At 46.6% G+C, this 20,102-nt stretch carries 17 protein-coding genes; 4 read left to right on the plus strand and 13 right to left on the minus strand.

Annotated features, from left to right (window positions below):
- Positions 1-193: 193 nt before the first annotated feature.
- From Q337_RS0100830 to Q337_RS16285, 3 genes are all read left to right on the plus strand, one after another.
- Positions 194-505, plus strand: a complete 312-nt coding sequence (locus Q337_RS0100830) for a Nif3-like dinuclear metal center hexameric protein (protein ID WP_026469964.1) — start codon at positions 194-196, stop codon at positions 503-505.
- 191 nt (positions 506-696) lie between these two features.
- Positions 697-1,338 (plus strand): adenylyltransferase/cytidyltransferase family protein, encoded by a 642-nt coding sequence (locus Q337_RS0100835; protein ID WP_026469965.1) that lies wholly within the window; start codon positions 697-699, stop codon positions 1,336-1,338.
- A gap of 29 nt (positions 1,339-1,367) precedes the next feature.
- Positions 1,368-1,937, plus strand: coding sequence for a YceI family protein (locus tag Q337_RS16285; protein WP_051526462.1), 570 nt, complete (start codon positions 1,368-1,370; stop codon positions 1,935-1,937).
- 138 nt (positions 1,938-2,075) lie between these two features.
- Here Q337_RS16285 and Q337_RS0100845 read toward each other — a convergent pair whose 3' ends face one another.
- The 7 genes from Q337_RS0100845 to lipA all read right to left on the minus strand — a co-directional run bounded on the left by Q337_RS0100845 (position 2,076) and on the right by lipA (position 7,336).
- On the minus strand, positions 2,076-2,579 hold the full coding sequence (locus tag Q337_RS0100845; protein ID WP_084494662.1) for a peroxiredoxin: 504 nt from the start codon (positions 2,577-2,579) through the stop codon (positions 2,076-2,078).
- Between the two features lie 122 nt (positions 2,580-2,701).
- Complete coding sequence (locus tag Q337_RS0100850) at positions 2,702-3,058, minus strand: hypothetical protein (RefSeq protein WP_051526463.1); 357 nt, start codon at positions 3,056-3,058, stop codon at positions 2,702-2,704.
- Between the two features lie 29 nt (positions 3,059-3,087).
- Positions 3,088-3,858: a 7-cyano-7-deazaguanine synthase QueC gene (gene queC / locus Q337_RS0100855; protein WP_051526464.1), complete on the minus strand. Its 771-nt coding sequence runs from the start codon at positions 3,856-3,858 to the stop codon at positions 3,088-3,090.
- A gap of 36 nt (positions 3,859-3,894) precedes the next feature.
- Positions 3,895-4,596 carry a 7-carboxy-7-deazaguanine synthase QueE gene (gene queE, locus Q337_RS0100860; RefSeq protein ID WP_034279140.1) on the minus strand — a complete coding sequence of 234 codons (702 nt, stop codon included), beginning with the start codon at positions 4,594-4,596 and terminating at the stop codon, positions 3,895-3,897.
- Between the two features lie 189 nt (positions 4,597-4,785).
- On the minus strand, positions 4,786-5,610 hold the full coding sequence (gene dapD / locus Q337_RS0100865) for a 2,3,4,5-tetrahydropyridine-2,6-dicarboxylate N-succinyltransferase (protein WP_026469970.1): 825 nt from the start codon (positions 5,608-5,610) through the stop codon (positions 4,786-4,788).
- Between the two features lie 230 nt (positions 5,611-5,840).
- Complete coding sequence (gene uraH / locus Q337_RS0100870; RefSeq protein ID WP_084494663.1) at positions 5,841-6,275, minus strand: hydroxyisourate hydrolase; 435 nt, start codon at positions 6,273-6,275, stop codon at positions 5,841-5,843.
- A gap of 47 nt (positions 6,276-6,322) precedes the next feature.
- On the minus strand, positions 6,323-7,336 hold the full coding sequence (gene lipA, locus Q337_RS0100875) for a lipoyl synthase (protein WP_051526465.1): 1,014 nt from the start codon (positions 7,334-7,336) through the stop codon (positions 6,323-6,325).
- Positions 7,337-7,684: 348 nt separating this feature from the next.
- Between lipA and sthA the strand changes: the two genes are divergently transcribed.
- On the plus strand, positions 7,685-9,103 hold the full coding sequence (sthA, locus tag Q337_RS0100885; RefSeq protein WP_026469973.1) for a Si-specific NAD(P)(+) transhydrogenase: 1,419 nt from the start codon (positions 7,685-7,687) through the stop codon (positions 9,101-9,103).
- 162 nt (positions 9,104-9,265) lie between these two features.
- On the opposite strand, the gene Q337_RS0100890 is transcribed toward sthA, so the two are convergent.
- From Q337_RS0100890 to bioA, 6 genes are all read right to left on the minus strand, one after another.
- Complete coding sequence (locus Q337_RS0100890) at positions 9,266-10,327, minus strand: OmpW/AlkL family protein (RefSeq protein WP_026469974.1); 1,062 nt, start codon at positions 10,325-10,327, stop codon at positions 9,266-9,268.
- A gap of 423 nt (positions 10,328-10,750) precedes the next feature.
- The gene (locus tag Q337_RS0100895; protein WP_026469975.1) at positions 10,751-11,992 is read right to left on the minus strand and encodes a multifunctional CCA addition/repair protein; all 1,242 of its coding nucleotides are present in this window, start codon (positions 11,990-11,992) and stop codon (positions 10,751-10,753) included.
- A gap of 70 nt (positions 11,993-12,062) precedes the next feature.
- On the minus strand, positions 12,063-14,357 hold the full coding sequence (locus tag Q337_RS0100900) for an NADP-dependent malic enzyme (protein ID WP_026469976.1): 2,295 nt from the start codon (positions 14,355-14,357) through the stop codon (positions 12,063-12,065).
- Between the two features lie 219 nt (positions 14,358-14,576).
- Positions 14,577-17,480 carry a putative bifunctional diguanylate cyclase/phosphodiesterase gene (locus Q337_RS0100905; RefSeq protein WP_026469977.1) on the minus strand — a complete coding sequence of 968 codons (2,904 nt, stop codon included), beginning with the start codon at positions 17,478-17,480 and terminating at the stop codon, positions 14,577-14,579.
- 232 nt (positions 17,481-17,712) lie between these two features.
- Positions 17,713-18,456, minus strand: coding sequence for a 16S rRNA (uracil(1498)-N(3))-methyltransferase (locus tag Q337_RS0100910; RefSeq protein WP_026469978.1), 744 nt, complete (start codon positions 18,454-18,456; stop codon positions 17,713-17,715).
- A 55-nt stretch (positions 18,457-18,511) separates the two neighbouring features.
- Positions 18,512-19,918, minus strand: coding sequence for an adenosylmethionine--8-amino-7-oxononanoate transaminase (gene bioA / locus Q337_RS0100915; RefSeq protein ID WP_026469979.1), 1,407 nt, complete (start codon positions 19,916-19,918; stop codon positions 18,512-18,514).
- Positions 19,919-20,102: the final 184 nt, after the last annotated feature.

Raw genomic sequence — 20,102 nt, forward strand, 5'->3', positions numbered from 1 at the left:
TTCAGGTGAAAATAAATAGACGTGCTTATATTTTAACGTTATCTTTAAAGCACATAATAATTGGTATTTGTGCCAAAACAATAAGGCATATTAGTCAATGCAAAGTCGCATGATGATTATCTGTACATTGTATTGCAGCGTCATTTGCACAAATTAGCCACAACTTTGCACATTAAAAGTTAAGGAATGATGGATGTACAAACTGGTTTTTTTTGTTCCGGACACCCATGTCAATGAGGTGAAAGAAGCCATATTTGCGGCAGGGGCTGGCAAAGTCGGGGACTATGAATGTTGCGCCTGGCAGGTCTTGGGGCAGGGGCAGTTTCGCCCGTTGAAAGGGGCTAATCCGCATATTGGTGAAGTAGGCAAGATTGAGCTGGTGCCTGAATGGCGCGTCGAGGTGGTTTTGCCACGTGACAAGCTGGCCAAGGTTTTAAAAGTCATGAAAGAATCTCATCCTTACGAGCACCCTGCCTTTGATGTGATCCAGCTCATTTCGTGGTAGAGGCTGTAAAACATTATTTGTATAGTGGATTCATCACCATAATGCCTGTACTAGAATAGGGCAGGCCTTCATATTATTAAGAAAAAATAATTTTTTGACAGTAAAGACGTTAAATTCATTTAAAATAATATGTCCGCCTGTAAGCACAGTCCTGTTAATAGGGCTAAGGTGCCTTCATTATTTTTTAGGGGCTGCATGTGTTTGATTTTTTGATTTTTATTGGTCGTTTTCAGCCATTTCATCTGGCTCATCAGGCCGTAATTCAGGAAGCATTTAAGCACAGCAAATCGGTGATTATTCTGTTGGGTTCGGCACAACCTGAGGAAGGATTCAGTGACACATCATTTCGCTCTGACACAAGGGTAGAGCTATGCTCATCCCGTACGCTCAAGAATATTTTTACAGCAAATGAGCGTGAAGAAATGATCCGGGCTGCTTTTGCGCCAGAGCAACAAAGCCAGCTTCATTTTGCCGGCTTAGTCGATGTTTTTAATGATAAAAAATGGACAGCCATGGTGAAGCAGGCAGTACAGGAGATTGTTCAGCAATGCAGCCAGTCTGATAATTCAGACATTCAAAATAAAATAGGGTTAATTGGTCATTTCAAGGATCAAAGTTCGTATTATTTAGCTCTATTTCCCGAGTGGTCATTAGTTGAGCTGGACAATTATTTTCACTTGTCCGCAACCCCGATTCGTGAGCAATATTTGTTAGGCCATTTACCCACGTTAACTCAGGTGCCAGCCTCCACATTAAGCTACTTAATGAATTTCCAGCAAACATCAAGCTATCGAGCGTTACAGCAACAGGCGCAGCAATCGCTTAAGGTATAACTGTACTTAACAGCTATATTGGTGAATATATGATTGCGCAGAAAATGAAAATTCCCTGTTTTGCTGTAACCCTGCCATTGCTGATTAGCCTGACAGCAACCACTGCACAGGCTGCCACTTTAAGAGTTGACCCAGCCCAGACCAGTGTGGCGTTTCAGGTAAAAGGTGTAGGCGGTGCCAGCGGAAGCTTTAGCAAGTTTGAGGGCACGGCCAACTATAATCCGGACAGTCTAAAAGACCTGAAAATCAATTTTGTGATTGATAGCAACAGTATCAATGCTGGTGCTAAAACAGCCATTTATAAGGGTGATAAAGTCTTTGATGTGGATGATTATCCAACGCTGACTTTCCGCAGTACCCAGGTTACCCCAAAATCCAGCAATGCAGTAAAAGTTGATGGCTTGCTCACCATGCATGGCGTAACCAAACCGGTAAGCTGGAATATGCAAATTGATCCAGCCCGTAGTAATGACCAGCAATTGCACTTTACTGCCAATACCAGTATCAAGCGCAGTCAGTGGGGCATGAATGGTTATTCAAAACTGGCGTCTGATCAGGTTGACCTCAATATTCAGGCCAAGCTGAGCGCAGAAAGTTAGTCTTTTAATGAGGTTAAATCCGCTTTAAGTCTTCAGTGTTTTTAAAAATTTGTTGTTAAAAAAGCAGAGACGATACCCGGCGTGCTCTGCTTTTTTTATGAAAGCTAAATCGCTTAAACAATAAAAATAATTATTGAATCAGATGTGTTGCTGAATAAAATTTAAGACCAGTGCAGCGTGGCCTGCTGCTTTTACCTTACGCCAGCTTTGAAGCAGTTGGCCTTGCTGGTCAAACAGAAAACTGCTGCGCTCAATGCCCTGAACCTGCTTGCCATACATATTTTTGGTTTTAATCACGTCAAAATGGCGGCACAGGATTTCATCGGGATCACTAATTAATGCAAATGGAATGCTTTCCTTTAAGGTGAATTTATCATGTGATTTCAGGCTATCGCGTGACACCCCATAAATTTTGACGCCCAGTTTTTCAAATTCAGGCAACAAGTCACGAAAATCCTGTGCCTGTGTGGTGCAGCCTGCGGTTAAATCTTTCGGATAAAAATACAGTAATGTGTAATGGCCCTGAAGTGTTTGCAGGTTAAAACTGCCTTGCGTGCTATCGACCATTAAATTAGGCAGTTTAGATGGTTGTTCGGATGAGTTTTTTTCGTCAGGCGTACTGACAGGAATAGAAGTTGACATAAGCTTTTTTAAAGGAAACCAGATAAATAATAGCGAGTATAAAACACTAACACTTAAAATAATAAAGCCCGTTCATTTTAACGGGCTTTAAAAAATATAACTTTGAGCCTGGAAAAGGCGAATTATTTTTTGCTGGCAGCAGGGAATTGAGGCTCGCTCATTTTGACACCAGCGCGGCATTTATCCAGATCACCCTTAATGCGTTTTAATGCAGGCAGATTATTGGGATTCTGGCCTTTCATGGCAGCACTTTGAATATCCCAGAACTCGCCTAATTTAAGCTGGCTGGCCTGAACATTGATGGTACAGCTACACACCTTTTTGGCACTGGCAGAGTCAGTCATTTTCAACTGTACTGCTTCATCAGCACAGCGCTCAATCATGGCAGACTTGATATCCGTTGGTGCAGCAAAACTCATGCTGGAAGATGCCATAACAGCGGCAATGAATGCTAAACGCACAGCAGAAAATTTGATCATAGTAATCCTTGATGTTAATTGCCTAAATCTTAGTTGATAACTGCTTGATATAAGGTAGGATCTTCAACGCCTGCATCAATAAAACCCTGACGACGTAAGCGGCAACTGTCACAACGACCACAGGCATAACCGTTGTCATCCGCCTGATAGCAGGAAATGGTTTGCGCGTAGTCTACCCCGTGTTCCAGACCCAGCTGTATAATAGCTGCTTTTGTTAAATGTAATAATGGAGTTTCTATTGTAATTGGGTTACCTTCGACGCCTGCCTTGGTGGCCAGCGCTGCCATTTTTGCAAAGGCATCAATATATTCCGGGCGGCAATCCGGGTAGCCGGAATAATCAACCGCATTCACGCCAATCACAATGGCTGAAGCATTTTTTACTTCGGCTGCGGCCAGTGCATAAGACATAAAAATAGTATTGCGTGCAGGCACATACGTTACCGGAATAGCACCAGGCTGATTTTGCCGGTAGTTTTCTGACTGGCTTTCAATTTCACAGTCCTGCGGCACGGCAATAGAATCATCAGTTAAGGCAGAACCGCCCAGCTGGCGCAGGTCAATATCAATAATGCGATGTTCCACACCGGCACGCTTGGCCAGTGCCCGCGCTGCATCCAGTTCGCTGGAGTGACGCTGGCCATAGGAAAAACTCAAGGCAAAGCATTCATAGCGTGCCTGTGCCCAGGCCAGACAGGTGGTTGAATCCAGTCCGCCAGATAGCAGCACAATCGCCCGCGGCTTTTGCGCAGTAGTTTGAGAAATAGGGGAGGTTGAATTATCAGAAGAAGACTGAGTCATAATATTACCTTAGCCGTTATGAGCTGGGTGAGTGGCTTAACGGCCTTTTTCATCATTCCATAACAGCTTGTGAAGCTGTAATTGAAAACGCACGGGCAAACGGTCTGCCACAATCCAGTCTGCCAGTTGCCAGGCAAAGGCAGGTAGTGTGGCTTTGGTCTTATCAATGGCAAAAGCAGGTGAAAACCATACCGTACTCACCAGCTTATCCAGTTGATACTGCTGCAATTGCTGTTTGGCCCAGTCGTAGTCTTCGCGGTTGCAAATGACAAACTTGATCTGGTCGTGCGGGGTTAAAAAATTCAGGTTATCCATCAGGTTGCGGTGCTGTTCGCCCGAGGATGGGGTTTTGAGATCCATCACCTTGGAAACCCGTGAATCAACCGCCTGAACTGACAGCGCGCCACTGGTTTCCAGCGACACATGCAAGCCTGCATCGCATAACTGCTTAAGTAGGGGAATACAATTCGGCTGGGCCAGCGGCTCGCCACCAGTTACGCATACGTGCCTGACACCAAATTCGTTGACCTGATCCATAATGGCTTGCAGCGACACCCGTTCACCCCCTTCAAAGGAATAAGTGGTATCACAATAGGTACAGCGCAGCGGGCAGCCAGTAAGCCGTACAAACACACATGGCCAGCCTGATTCGTTGGCTTCACCTTGCAGCGAATAAAAGATTTCGGTCAGGCGCAGGCCGGCAGCCGGATCAGTAACAGGAATTTGTGCAGAACGCATATGGGGTGTCAAGACCTGAAAATGGATGAAAATACCGCAGAAAACGATATCAAACTATAAACCAAAACTTTTAGCAAACCGCATAAAACTATTTAGCAAAAAATGACGCCTTGTCTGCCATATTATAACTTTAGCAAAACAAGGCGCATAAACCATGAATAAACGTGGATTAATTAATCCCTACTTTAATTAATCAATGCGCAGTAATTCATTCAGACCAGTTTTGGAACGGGTTTTTTCATCAACAGTTTTAACAATCACTGCGCAATATAAGCTGTGTGTTCCATCAGCAGACGGCATATTGCCTGAAACTACGACTGAGTATGGCGGAATACGGCCATAGGTCACTTCACCAGTCGCACGGTTTAAGATTTTGGTGGATTGACCGATATAAACACCCATTGAAATTACCGAGCCTTCACCGACAATCACACCTTCCACAATCTCAGAGCGCGCACCAATAAAGCAGTTGTCTTCAATAATGGTTGGGTTGGCCTGAAGCGGTTCCAGCACGCCACCAATACCAACACCACCAGACAAATGTACGTTCTTACCAATCTGTGCACAGCTACCTACAGTCGCCCAGGTGTCTACCATGGAGCCTTCATCAACATAAGCGCCAATGTTCACATAAGACGGCATCAGCACGACATTACGCGCAATAAAGCTGCCTTTACGGGCAGTGGCAGGTGGTACAACCCGAATGCCAGAATCCTTGAACTGCTGTTCAGTCCAGCCGGCAAACTTGGTCGGCACTTTATCAAAATACTGCAAGCCTTCACCGCCATCAACCGGCACGTTGTCATTCAGGCGGAAAGACAGCAACACGGCTTTTTTAAGCCACTGATTGACCTGCCATTCACCATTGATTTTTTCCGCAACGCGCAGGCTGCCGTTATCAAGGCCAGCCAGTGCTTCTTCTACAGCCTGACGCACATCGCTTGGGGCATTGGTGGGTGAAAACTGCATGCGGTCTTCAAAGGCTTGTTCAATAAGCTGGGCAAGTTGGCTCATTTAAAAATCCATGTTGTGATTTAAAATTGGGGCTGATTATACATGAAATGCAGAACTCAGGAAAAACTAAGTCATTAAGGGTGGGTTAATCCTGAGTGACCAGTTTAATTTTATGGCAAAAAAACAGGTTCCTAAAAAGCAACCTGCTACATCTCTTTTTTCAGAATAATTTTAAGCACTAAATGGAAGCAAGCAGAAGCAAGAAGTTGGGAAAGCCCTCATTATCGTAACTAGTTGCCGCGATAAGTTGAATAGCCATAAGGACTGAGCAACAGTGGAATATGATAATGCAGTACACTGCCATCCACTTCAAAAATCACTGGCACTTCAGGAAAGAATGACGGCTGCTGATGTGCCTTAAACCAGTCGCCAGTCTTAAAGGTGACCCGGTAAATGCCTTTGGCCAGTTTTTGATCTGCAGGGTAAAGCGCTGTAATACGGCCCTGCTGGTTGGTTATTCCTTCGTTGAGTTTTTTCCAGCCATCCTTGTTTTGCTGCTCCAGGATGACGGCTACATTCTCAGAAGGCAAGCCAGTTTGCAGGTTAAGCACATGCACACTAAGCGGATTATCGGCTGCAAAAGCTGTGGCAGGGGCTGCAATGCTAAATACCAGACTCAGCAGGCCAGTTTTAAACAAGCTATTTTTTAAAGCAGTCGATAGCATAAATCAAATCCTGAAAAATAATGGAAAAACAGAGCCAGCACTAAATATCAGGCTTCAACCGCCTTAACACCACGGCGCACTGGCGGGCAGGGTTCACCATAATATTGGCGATCTGCAAAATAACTGGAACGAACCATTGGCGCAGACCAGATATTGCGAAAGCCCAGGTTGCGCCCATGTTCGGCATAGCGCTCAAACTCTTCTGGGGTGACAAAGCGGTCTACAGGCGCATGATTTCTGGATGGCTGTAAATACTGACCAATGGTAATGTAATCCACATCATGTGCGCGCAGGTCGTTGAGCAGTTCAATGACTTCTTCTTCGGTTTCACCAAGGCCAACCATCAGGCCGCACTTAGTGGGAATATCTGAGCACACTTCCTTGAATTTTTTCAGCAGGTTCAGTGAATGCTGATAATCCGAACCTGGGCGCATGGCACGATAGAGGCGCGGCACGGTTTCAATATTGTGGTTAAACACATCTGGTGGGCATTCGCTCATGATGCGCAGGGCAACATCCATGCGGCCACGGAAGTCCGGCACCAGAATTTCCAGTAAAGTATTTGGGCTTGTTTTACGGGTTTCCAGAATACAATCAACAAAATGCTGCGCACCGCCGTCCAGCAGGTCATCACGGTCTACCGAAGTAATGACCGCATATTTAAGACCAAGACCAGCAATGGTTTCTGCCATGTGGCGCGGTTCATTAGCGTCCAGTGGATTGGGGCGGCCATGTGCCACATCACAAAACGGGCATCGACGGGTACAGATATCACCCATAATCATAAAGGTTGCTGTGCCCCCGCCAAAACATTCCGGCAGGTTGGGGCAGGCCGCTTCTTCACACACCGTATGCAGCTTTTGCGCACGTAAAGTATCTTTAATGCGCTGTACCTCGGCTGGTGCGGTCATCTTGACCCGAATCCAGTCAGGCTTGCGTGGTATGTCAACGGTGGGAATAATCTTGATGGGAATGCGCGCTACTTTTTCAGCACCACGGAGCTTTTCCCCCTGAACGGCGCGCTGGCCAGTCGTATTGATAGGAGCATTGGATGAGGTCATGCCTATTCCTTGCAAGGGTCAAAATAAAGCTGCTGCTTTCAGCCGAGCCCTGCATTTTGAGCAGAAGAATGTCAGAAAAATTCAGGCGTACAGTATACGTCAATTGGTCTGAATGCACGACAAGTGATGCACAGGCTGACGTAGGACGCTTGTATCATTTTTGCATAAATATTGCAGAGTTAGTGGCGTACAACCGACTAAAGTAGTAGCTTGAACTCAAAATTTTGCATCGCAAGCCAATGCAATTGGCGTACCATAGCCTAAACGTCTGCATTTGCTTGAATCCAGTCAGCATAAATCAGTGACCAGAAAGAGTTGTCATTTTAGCATTCATCAGGAGATCAGTTGATGGCGCGCCGGGAAAAAACCACCAAAAAGCAGTCTTACCAGTATGATGCCATTGTGCTGGGCGCTGGCCCTGCCGGTGAGGGAGCTGCCATGAAGCTGGCCAAATCCGGCAAGAAGGTTGCAGTCATTGATCAGCGCCATCAGGTCGGCGGCAATTGTGCCCATGTGGGAACAATTCCCAGCAAGGCATTGCGGCAAACCGTGTTTAATATTATGCGCTACCAGCGAGACCCGTTATTCCAGAAAGTGGGGGAATGGAAGCAGGTGCCATTGTCGGAAGTATTGCGTAATGCACACCGGGTCATTGAAGCACAGGTTGACACCCATACCCGCTTTTATGAGCGTAACCAGATTGATGTGCACCATGGCCGTGCATACCTGCAGGATGAGCATACTGTCATTGTGCACATGCTGGATGGCGGCAGTGAAACCTTGAGTTTTGATCAGTTGGTTATTGCGACTGGTAGCCGTCCGTATCAGCCCGAAGGTCTGGATTTTAACCATCCCCGGGTGTTTGACAGCGATAAAATCCTGACCCTGAACTATCCAATTCATAAAATTATTATTTATGGAGCAGGGGTGATTGGTTCCGAATATGCATCCATTTTTATTGGGCTGGACTACAAGGTCGACCTGATCAATACGCAGGCGCAATTGCTGAATTATCTGGATGATGAGATTGCCGATGCTTTGTCCTATTACCTGCGTGAGCTGGGTGTACTGATTCGGCATAACGAGCAAATTGACCATCTGGAAACGCATGATGATTATGTGGTATTGCACCTGCAAAGTGGCAAGAAAATCAAGGCAGATGCGATTTTGTGGTGTAATGGCCGTTCCGGCAATACCGATGGTCTGGGCCTTGAAAACGTAGGGCTTGCACCAAACAGTCGTGGCCAGTTGGCTGTTAATAGCCAGTATCAGACCGATGTGCCGCATATTTATGCAGCGGGCGATGTGATTGGCTGGCCCTCACTGGCTTCGGCGGCCTATGACCAAGGACGCTGTGCAGCAGCCAATATGGTGGGCGAGCAGGATGTACAGCCCGTGCTGAATGTGCCAACCGGGATTTATACCATTCCGGAAATTTCATCGATTGGTAAAACCGAGCAACAGCTTACCGATGAAAAAATCCCGTATGAAGTCGGTCAGGCTTCCTTCCGGCATTTGGCACGTGCGCAAATAACCGGTGAAACCGTAGGCGTGCTCAAGATTCTTTTCCACCGTGAAACGCTGGAAATTCTGGGTATTCACTGTTTTGGCAATAATGCAGCTGAAATTATCCATATTGGGCAGGCAGCCATGCTGAGTCAGGCCAACAACAGCCTGCATTATTTTGCCAATACCACCTTTAACTATCCCACCATGGCAGAAGCCTATCGGGTGGCGGCACTCAATGGCATGAACCGGCTGTTCTAAAAAAGCAATGTTGCATTAAGTGCCTTGCCTCATACCTTAAAAATAGTGTTATGCGGGTTTACAGTTGAAAATAAAAAAACCGATCAACGAAGGAGGAAAAGTTGATCGGTAGGAAGTGCAAGCGGCAGGATTTTTGTGGTTGTCAGCGGTGGAAAAAGCTGGCTAAAAACGATAGCCAATACCCAGATAGGTAATCACCGGATTAATGTCCACTTTGGTTTCCGAGCGGATTAGCTCGGACTGATCCTTGTCACTAAGCACCAGAATCTTGGCCTTGTTGTTTAGCGCTGCATAGGATACGGATGCAGTGCTAAACCAGCGCTCATTAAAGTCATAGGTAAAACCTGCTGTGGCAAATGGTGCAATGCCAGTATCAGCCTTAACTTTTATATAGGGATTGATAGATGATTTTTCGCCTGCCAGTGCTGCACCCGCCTTGCCATCCAGAACATTCTGAATCTGGTGACCCGCAGCAATCAGGTCAGCTTCTACACCCTTGTTGAGCTTGATGTCATCAAACCACGCATACATGGCGCCAATGCCAATATAAGGACGGAATTTGTTAACGCCTGTCTGGCCAAAGTGATATTGCAGGGTAGCAGCCGGCGTCCAGGCACGTACTGATGCAGCTTTGTCATAAGAATCCAGATTGGTAATTTGCAGGTCTTTTTGCAGATCCAGATCGGCAAGGCCAAGTACGCTGGTATGCGTAGACAAAGGGGCAGTGACATTACCGAGGCCTTTTAAATCCACTTTGGGCGGAATACCTCCCACCAGCTCTACGGACACATGATCGGTAAAGTAATAATTAAACACCAGACCCAGCGTATCAACATCCTGCGCTTCCAGACCGGTATTGGATGATTGCCATTGCTCCAGGCCGTAAACATTGGCTTTTAAGCCCAGATCGGGCAAATAGCCACCCGTAATCTGCGTATCATCCAGTAAACCTAGTAGGGCAGTTAAACCATTTTTATCAACCGCATTTTCGGTAATATCATTTAATCGAATACGGCCAACCCCGGCTTCATAGCCCTCAGGAATAACGGTTTTATTGGTAAAATTGTTGGGCTTGCCTTGAGGCATGACATGTAGCCAGCCAGCAGATACGGCAAAGCGCTTAAAGCCATCACCGTCTTTAATACTGAACAAGGAAGAATCTGCAAAGGCAGTATGTTGAATGGATAACCCTAACAGGGGAATCATGAGTTTATTCAATTTCATCTAAAGCTCCGTCTCTTGGCTTTCATGCTTAAAAGCCAGCTAAAGAACAGACACCAGACATTCCGGTCTGATGTGTTTCCTTACAAGGAGCGATTAAAACGGCTCTACAACAGTAACAATAGGTTAGTTATATGAAAATAAATTCACTGTCTGGATTATCTGTTGCGATGAAGTAAATTTTCAAAAAAATGAAGTTGATTATTGTTTGAGCAAGAATATTAATATGAAAAACTAAAAATATTGAAAAAATAAATAATTATTGCAGCAGTGATATTAAGGCCATCAATATATGGTTTAAATATAATCAGTTGAATTTTACCTGTTGCTACACTACAACCTGATTATGAAGACTTATGGAAGTAAAATTTCCAGCCTTAAATACGGAAAGTTAAACCTCATCTATTACCCATTAGACTAACTTAACTAGTCAGGCAGTTGTTGTTGAGTGTAGTTATTCTTGAGTACAGTAATGGCAGCAATGCGTGCCTCAATCAGTGCTTCGCCAATGTCTGCACCCTGAATATGCGGCGGCAGATCAATAGCCCGGATATTCCTCACCTGCTGAATCGCCTCACGCATAAAATGGGCTTGTTCATAGGGGCGATTTTCCAGCCCAAGCCGGCCACGGGCGTCACATTCACAGGCCTGTATAAATTCTTCTACCCGTTCTGGACGGCGTAATACATCCAGTCTTTGCAATAGTCGCCAGATAGTTCCGGGACGTAATTCCATCACCCGGTGGCATAGCAAATGTTCGCGGCAAACCAGCTCCGCCAGTTGCTGATACTGGCTGGGTACTTTCAGACGTTGGCACAGTGCGCGGATCGGTTCGACACCACGGGCTTCATGCTCGGCATGACGTGGCAGCAGGTCAGCAGGGGTAAGCGCCTTACCCAGATCATGCATGACAGTAGCAAAGCGTACCCGGTCGCTATAGTGTGCTTCACAGGCACGTTGCAGGGTCATCAGGGTATGAATGCCCGTATCCACTTCCGGGTGATATTCTGGTCGCTGGGGTACGCCAAACAGGGCATCGACCTCTGGCATGATGATCTGTAGCGCGCCACATTGACGCAACACTTCAAAATACACATCTGCACGGTCTTCGAGTAGCGCACGCTGGGTTTCTTTCCAGATCCGTTCCGGTGTCAGGTGATTAATTTCGCCCTGATTGACCAGTTCCTGCATCAACGCCAGCGTTTCCGGCGCGACACTAAAGCCCAGTGGCGCATAACGGGCCGCAAAGCGCGCAACCCGTAACACCCGTAGCGGGTCTTCAATAAAGGCAGGTGAAACATGACGTAAAAGGCGGTTGTGCAAATCCTGCTGGCCGCCATAAGGATCAATAATGCTGCCATCTTCAGCCAGTGCCATGGCATTGATAGTCAGGTCACGGCGAATCAGGTCTTCTTCTAGCGGCAGGTCAGGGGAGGTGTAAAAAGTAAAACCCCCATAACCCACACCGGACTTGCGTTCGGTTCGGGCCAGGGCATATTCTTCCTTGCTTTGCGGATGCAAAAATACCGGAAAGTCACTGCCAACCGGCTTGTAGCCTGCAGCCAGCATTTGCTCGGGGGTGGCACCCACCACAACATAATCACGCTCAACCACTGTCCGGCCCAAAAGCTGGTCACGAACAGCACCACCTACCAAATACACTTGCATTAAAAAGCCCCTATATGCCGCTACAGAATGCAGGACAATAGGGGCTTTGACAAGGCAAAAAGGGTATTAATTAGCCTTTTGCCTGATTTTGGTGCTTTTCTGCATGCTGAATTTCAGCTACGGTTAAGGCAGTCATATTGATAATACGACGTGTGGTTGCAGTAGGTGTCAGGATATGAACCGGCTTGGCTGCACCCAGCAGAATTGGCCCAATAGTGACATTGTTGCCTGCTGTTGCTTTGAGCAGGTTGAAGGCAATATTGGCTGCATCCAGACTTGGCATGATCAACAGATTGGCTGAACCCTTGTAGCGCGAGTTTGGAAACTGTTCCAGACGGATGGATTCATCAATGGCTGCATCACCATGCATTTCGCCTTCCACTTCAAGCTCTGGCGCCTGAGCAGACAGTAAGCGATAGACTTCACGCATTTTCTCGGCGCTGGCGTCATCATGTGCACTGCCAAAACTGGAATGCGACAGCAATGCCACCTTAGGTGTCATGCCAAAGCGTCTAACTTCTTCAGCAGCCAGCAGTGTCATTTCTGCCAATTGCTCAGCAGTTGGATTTGGATTGACATAGGTATCTGCAATAAACAGGTTACGGTCACCCAGCATCACCACATTCATGGCATAGAAGTTTTTGCTGTCCGACTTGGTACCAATCACATCACGGACATAGCCCAGATGCAGGTCATAATAGCCAAAGGTGCCGCAAATCATGCCATCGGCATAGCCAAAATGCACCAGCAGCGAACCAATCAGGGTAGTACGGCGGCGGGCTTCACGCTTGGCCAGCTCTACGCCAATGCCACGACGCTGCATGATATTGTAGTAATGCTGCCAGAAATCCTTGTAGCGGTGATCATCATCCTGATTCACCATTTCAAAATCGACCCCGGCTTTTAAGCGTAAACCCTGACGGGCAATATTGCTTTCAATCACGGCTGGGCGACCCACCAGAATTGGTCTTGCCAAGCCATCATCCACTACAATCTGTACGGCACGTAATACCCGGTCATCTTCGCCTTCACAGAACACGATACATTTTGGATCGGTTTTGGCCTGAGTGAAAATGGGCTTCATCAGGAAAGCCGAGTTATAGACAAACTCAGACAGGCGCTGGCGATAAGCCGAGAAATCCTGAATTGGGCGAGTTGCTACGCCCGATTCCATGGCAGCCTTGGCTACGGCAGGCGCAATTTCCATGATCAGACGTTGGTCAAGTGGCCCCGGAATCAGATATTCACGGCCAAATGTTTGTGCATTTTCGCCGTAGGTACTGGAATCAGGCTCTACATGTGCCATTTTGGCAATGGCATACACGCAGGCAACTTTCATCGCTTCATTAATGGTAGTAGCGCCAGAATCCAGAGCACCCCGGAAAATATACGGGAAGCACAGCGCATTGTTGACCTGATTTGGATAGTCAGAACGGCCAGTGGCAATAATGGCATCCGGACGGGCTTCACGCGCATGTTCCGGCAGAATTTCAGGGTTTGGATTGGCTAGCGCAAAAATAATCGGATCTTTGGCCATTTGCTTGACCATTGCCGGAGTCAGAATGCCAGCAGTAGACAGGCCAAGGAACATGTCCGCATCCTGCATCACTTCATGCAGCTGGGTTTGCTGGATATCCTGGGCATAACGTGCCTTGCTTTCATCCATGCTGCCCAGACGTGCCGTGGTTAGTAGGCCACGCGAGTCTGCAACGGTAATATTTTCACGCTTCACGCCAATAGCGCATAACAAATCCAGACAGGAAATGGCTGCGGCACCTGCACCAGACGCTACAATTTTAATGTCTTCGATTTTTTTACCAACAATTTCCAGTGCATTAAGCAGAGCGGCACCCACAATGATACTAGTGCCATGCTGGTCATCGTGGAACACCGGAATATTCATGCGTTCACGCAGTTTGCGCTCAATATAGAAACATTCAGGTGCCTTGATGTCTTCAAGGTTAATTCCACCAAAAGTGGGTTCCAGTGCTGCAATAATATCGACAATCTTGTCCGGGTCATTTTCGGCAATTTCTATGTCAAATACATCGACACCGGCAAATTTTTTGAACAGAACGCCTTTGCCTTCCATTACGGGTTTGGACGCCAGCGGGCCAATATTACCCAGGCCCAGTACGGCAGTACCGTTACTGATCACTGCCACCAGATTGCCACGGGCAGTATATAAGGCAGCGGTTGAAGGATCACGTTCAATTTCAAGGCAGGGTGCTGCGACCCCAGGCGAATAGGCGAGTGCCAGATCACGTTGATTGACTAATTGTTTGCTTGGAGTGACACTAATTTTGCCAGGCTGTGGGAATTCATGATAATGCAGCGCAGCTTTTTTTAATGCTTGATCATCCATCTCGTTCTCTGGTTTCGCAAGGGTATCGGCTAGCCACTTAAAGGCTAGGTATACACGGTTAAACAAGTGCGAAACTATAGCATTAGATCAGACTGATGTCAGGACTTATACACAATTATCTGTTTACTGGTCAGTTTTTAGCTAACGCAAATTATTATGGATGATTTATTCCGAACAGCTTTCTGTGAATGACTGCCTTAAAACATTGACCTGAGCGACTTAGGTACGCGCTGCGGTCATGAAGTGATCAAGCGAATGTGAGTGTTGCAGGAACGCAGTTGCATCTGCTGAACTCAGTGGTTTGCTGATCAGATAACCCTGTAATACATCGCAGCCTTCATGAATCAGGAAGTTGGCATGTGCTTCAGTTTCCACGCCTTCTGCCACCACTTCCATATTGAGTGAATGTCCCATAGCCAGAATAGCCCTGACAATGGCTTCCTGATGGGAGTGGGCGCCAATTTTAGAAACAAATGAACGGTCAATCTTGAGCACATCAATCGGGTATTGACCCAGATAAGACAGCGAGGAATAGCCCGTGCCAAAGTCATCTAAAGCAATAGTGATGCCACGTGCCTTGAGTTGCTGCAACACCTCACTGGCCACTTCCGAATCATCCATCAGCGAAGACTCAGTAATTTCCAGCTCCAGCGAGCTTGGACTAATCTGGTAGGTGCTCAGGATATCATCTATTTCATCAATCAAATTACCGCGCTGGATCTGCTGCGCCACCACGTTGACAGAAATCTTGATGTCATGAAATCCCAGTGCCAGCCATGCCTTGATTTGCTGGCAGGTTTTTTTCAGCACCACTTCACCAATATTAGAAATTAGGCTAGTTTCTTCAGCCAGTGGAATAAACTGGATTGGTGGTACCAGACCATGTTCCGGATGCTGCCAGCGGACCAGTGCTTCAAAACTAGTGATTTTGCCTGTTGCCGTATTAATCTTGGGCTGGTAATACACCACAAATTCATCATTAATGAGTGCCTTGCGTAGCGCATTTTCAAGGTTAACCCGGTTACTGGCAGGAACGCGCTCATCCTTGGTGTAAAAACGCGCAGTATTGCCGCCCAGCCGTTTGGCTTCCTGTAGGGCTTTTTCAGCATGGTTAGACAGGCTATCCACCTGACGGCCGTGATCTGGATACATGGCAATTCCGATGGACAGGGTAACAATCAATTCCTGATCCTGCACCATAAACGGTTGCTCGAACGCATGCATAATTTTTTTACACTGCGATTTAATATCAGAGTTTCTAAAGCGGTTGCTCTCATAAATAATGGCAAAATCATCACCGCCCAGACGCGCCACCATAATGGAATCACCATTGAGGGTGAGCAGGCGTTTGGCCACCTGTTGCAGCAAAATATCGCCGCCATCATTTTGTAGTGAATCATTTAAAAAGCGGAAGCGGTCAATGTTAAGCCGTATCAGGGCAAATTTTTCTTTCTTGTCATGGCTGCCAATCATCAGTTGATGCAGCTGGGTCTTGAACAGATTGCGGTTGGGCAGGTCTGTGAGCGCATCATAGTTGGATAAATAAGACAGGCGGCGCTCATCATTTTTGCGCTGGGTCAGGTCAGATAAAATCCCAATATAGTGGGTGATGCGTTCATCTTCATTTTTAATGGAATTGATATGAATCCACAGTGGTAGCTCTTCACCCTTGGCATCACGCTCAACAATTTCGCCTTCAAACTCGCCAGTCTGCATGAGTGCCTTAAGAATCTCTGCATGCTGTTTCTGGATTTTTTCACCATTATGCTGATAGCTGAACACATGACTGCCAATAAAATAGTCACGGGGCAGTCCCATAATTTCTTCAAAGCGTGGATTGGTATCCAGATAATGCAGTTTGCTGTCCAGAATGAAAATCCCTTCAGCCGCTCGTTCAAACACACTGGCAGACAGTTTTAGGCGTTCGGCTACTACTTTTTCATCATTAATATTGCGGCGAATACCAACCATACGTAATGGCTGCTGGTTTTTGGAGTCACGCTGGATCACGCGGCCCATGTCATGCACCCACACCCAGTAGCCTTTTTTATGTCGAATGCGGTACACGCTTTCGTAGCGGTCACTGTGGTTGCGTAAATGGGTAGAAATAGCAGCTTTTACCTTGGGGAAGTCTTCCGGGTGAATCAGCCGGCGAATATTGCCGCTGTAATCATTAATTTCTTCGTTCTGATAACCCAGAATCTGGTCAAAGTTGGTGGTCTGAATGGTTCTGCTTTTAATATCCCAGTCCCAACTGCCAATGCCAGCGGTTTGGTGCGCCATTTCCAGACTTTGCTTGGAACGCTCCAGGCTGGAGTTGATTTGTTGAATATCAAAGGTGCGTTCACGGACTTTTTCTTCAAGGCGCTGGTTGGTTTGTTGCAGTTTCCATTCTACGGCACGGCGTTCCAGCATTTCCTGTTCCAGTTGCTGATACGCCTGTTCAGTGATACTGCGCTGGTGTTCGGCATGCTCAACCAGATTATCATTGCGGATTACCAGCCAGGTTAAGCGGTCACGGGTTTTGTACAAGTGATGGCCGCAAAACAGCATAAAAAGAATATAAATGTCATTAATCAGATAAAACGGGTCATTTAATGAAAAACTGGGCCAGTTGCTCAGCTGCATGGTCAGGATAGGAGCCATGCTGGTCAGAACGAGTAGATAAAAGCAGCGAATACGGATGGTCAGGCTAATCAGGCCGAGAACATGCGCAAATACCACAATGGTATAAAACACATAAAAATTAGGTTCAAGCGGAGTGTTGGTTGGTACATCAATCAACCGCAGGCCCATAATGATTTGCCCAAAGGCAAAGATCAAGCCAAAAATAAACGAATTGATTTGCAGGTATAAATCAGCAAAGGCAGCCTTGAGTTTATAGGTTTTGGCATTGAGCTGAACATTGATGATGGCTGATAGGGCCACCACCAGGGTAGACACCATACACCATGTGGTGAGGTGTTTATAATTCACCAAAGAAGATTGCTTATAAAACAGATAAGTAATAAGAATGAGACCTACAGCGCCCAGAAGTTGCAGGTTTTGCTGCTGCTGGGTTTCTGTAATCTGCATATTAAAAATACGCTGATAGAGATCCTTGTCGAGGCGCTGTTCAATCATCCTGATTAAGCTCCAGACATTCCTGCTGAATGAAGGGATGATTTATTTAAAATCCGATTTTCTGGCGCTGACTTAAACATGTTTATCCTAAATAGTGCTTCTTGATTTTGAACGCGATAACGAACAGATCAATTTCTGGTAATCCCTACCATACCGCCTGACTATAACATAGCTTGTTGATTAACGAACTTCAATCATTATGCTCATAAACTCTCCGCAAATGATGTAATTTTTAAAACTGTTTTGCCTGATTGCAGGAAGAATAAGCAAATAAAAGCGCAGACATAGCAGCCACGGGCGCAGTTTCTGTTCTTAAGATTCGCTCACCCAGTGTCCAGCATTCAAAATTGTTGGAACTGGCCAGTTCTATTTCTGCGCTGCTTAACCCACCTTCCGGCCCCACCAGCAAATATAACGACTGCGGAAAAGGTGTGGTAAAACTTACAGGATTGCGGGCTGGGGCTAAAACCAGCTTGCGTGCTTCAATGGATTCAAGCTGGATAAACCATTCCTGTAATGACAAAGGTGGCAAAATTTGTGGAACCCGGTTCATGCCACATTGTTCACACGCCGCAATGGCCACCTGCTGCCAGTGTTCAATTTTCTTTTGGTCGCGTTCATATTTCAGGCGCATTTCACAGCGTTCACTCACCAGCAATTGAATCGCATGCACACCCAGTTCCGTGGCTTTCTGAATGGCATAATCCATCCGGTCACCTTTGCTCATCACCTGACCAAGCGTAACCTGATAACCCGGTGTGCGATCCTCTGCGTTAAACTGCGCCAATAGCACGCTGGCTGTCTTTTTCTGGACATCGGTCAGCGTTGCAATATATTCCCCGCCCTGGCTATTAAACAAAATCGCCTGTTCGCCAGTTTGTGCCCGAAGCACTCGCACCCAGTGGTGAAATACATTTTCAGGCAGGCTCAGTGTTTCATTCAGGCTTAAAGGCAGATCAACATAAAAACGGTTCATGAGCAGCTCTATTTTCGGGAATCAGGTGTCGGGTCACAGTAATCAAGAATGAAATTTACGGAAGGTTAAACATAGCAGGCATTGATGTCTCAGCCAATGAAACCGATTGACGAACCGCCCAGTCAATAGCGCGGCTTGTAATGTCAAACATCTGGTCAATTTCATCAGCAGTAATACAATAGGGTGGAATAAAATAAACATGGTTGCCAATTGGGCGAATCAATAAGCCATGTCGCAAAGCATATTGTGCCATCAGGCGTCCGCGTTGCTGTACTGCCGGGTAGGGCTGACCATTGGCTTGTATCAGATCAAAGGCTGCAATCATGCCTGTTTGCCGGCAATGTGCCACATGAGGATGGGTGGCCAGTTCCGCCAGTTTGATCTTAAACTGCTGAATGCGCTGCTGGTTTTTTTGTAAGGTATTTTCTTGTGCAAAAATAGCCAGCGAGGCCAGTGCCGCACGGGCTGCCAGTGGATTGCCGGTAAAACTGTGAGAATGCAAAAAGCCCTTGGCCACATCCGGACTATAAAATGCTTGATAAACCTCATCAGTGGTCATTACACAGGACATGGGCAAATAGCCGCCGGTTAAGCCTTTGGATAAGCAAAGAAAATCAGGACAAATGCCAGCCTGCTCATGGGCAAACAAGGTACCGGTACGGCCAAAGCCAACCGCAATTTCATCCAGAATCAGGTGAATCTGATGCTCATCACAGAGTTGCCGCAACCAGGTTAGATATATTGGCGGATACATTTTCATGCCAGCCGCACCCTGTACCAGCGGTTCAACAATAATGGCACAAATGCGTCCCTGATTTTCCTCAACCAGTGCTTTAAGCGCGCTAAAGCGTTGCCCTAAAAATTCTTCATCGCTTTGATTAGGGGCTTTTAAAGATAAATCTGGGGTAGGTGCACGCAAATGCTGAATCAGTAAAGGCCGATACTGGCTGGAAAACAGCGGAATATCGGTCACGCTCAGGCTGCCGAGTGTTTCACCATGATAGCCATTTTCAAGGGAAATAAAGGTATTACGCTCAGGTTGTCCTGATTTATGTCCTACAGTTTGAGGCCCTGCTGTTTGATGCCAGAATTGCAAACTCATTTTTAGCGCCACTTCCACTGCTGCCGAGCCGCTATCGGCAAAAAAGCAACGGGTCAGCGGTGGTAAAGTGACTGCAACCAATTGAGCAGCCAGTTGTTCAATAGGACTATGGGTAAACCCCGCCAGAATCACTTGTTCAAATTGTTCCAGTTGATCAGTAATGGCTGCATTAATTGCCGAATGGCTGTGCCCGTGTAGATTCACCCACCATGAGCTAATGCCATCCAGTATCGGCTCACCATTATCCAGATACAGGTAAGCTCCCTTGGCGCGGGCAATCTTCGGTACAGGATTAATATCCTGCTGGTACATCTGGGTACAAGGATGCCAAAGCGCAGAAGAGCGTGCAGAGGTTTGCATAGCGGGTCTTTTCAATAAAATCGGGATTTGAAAAACTGATGAGCTGATTTGCTAAGTATGTGCTGAAGTTTTAGGGCAAATAAGGCATATAGCATCAGAGTTAGTGCCAGCCCAAACCATAGCAGAGAATATGTAAGAGAGTGAGACTGCCTAACGATAAACTGATAAAAAATAAGCAATGCGC

The organism is Alkanindiges illinoisensis DSM 15370 (assembly GCF_000619845.1).
GTDB lineage: Bacteria > Pseudomonadota > Gammaproteobacteria > Pseudomonadales > Moraxellaceae > Alkanindiges > Alkanindiges illinoisensis.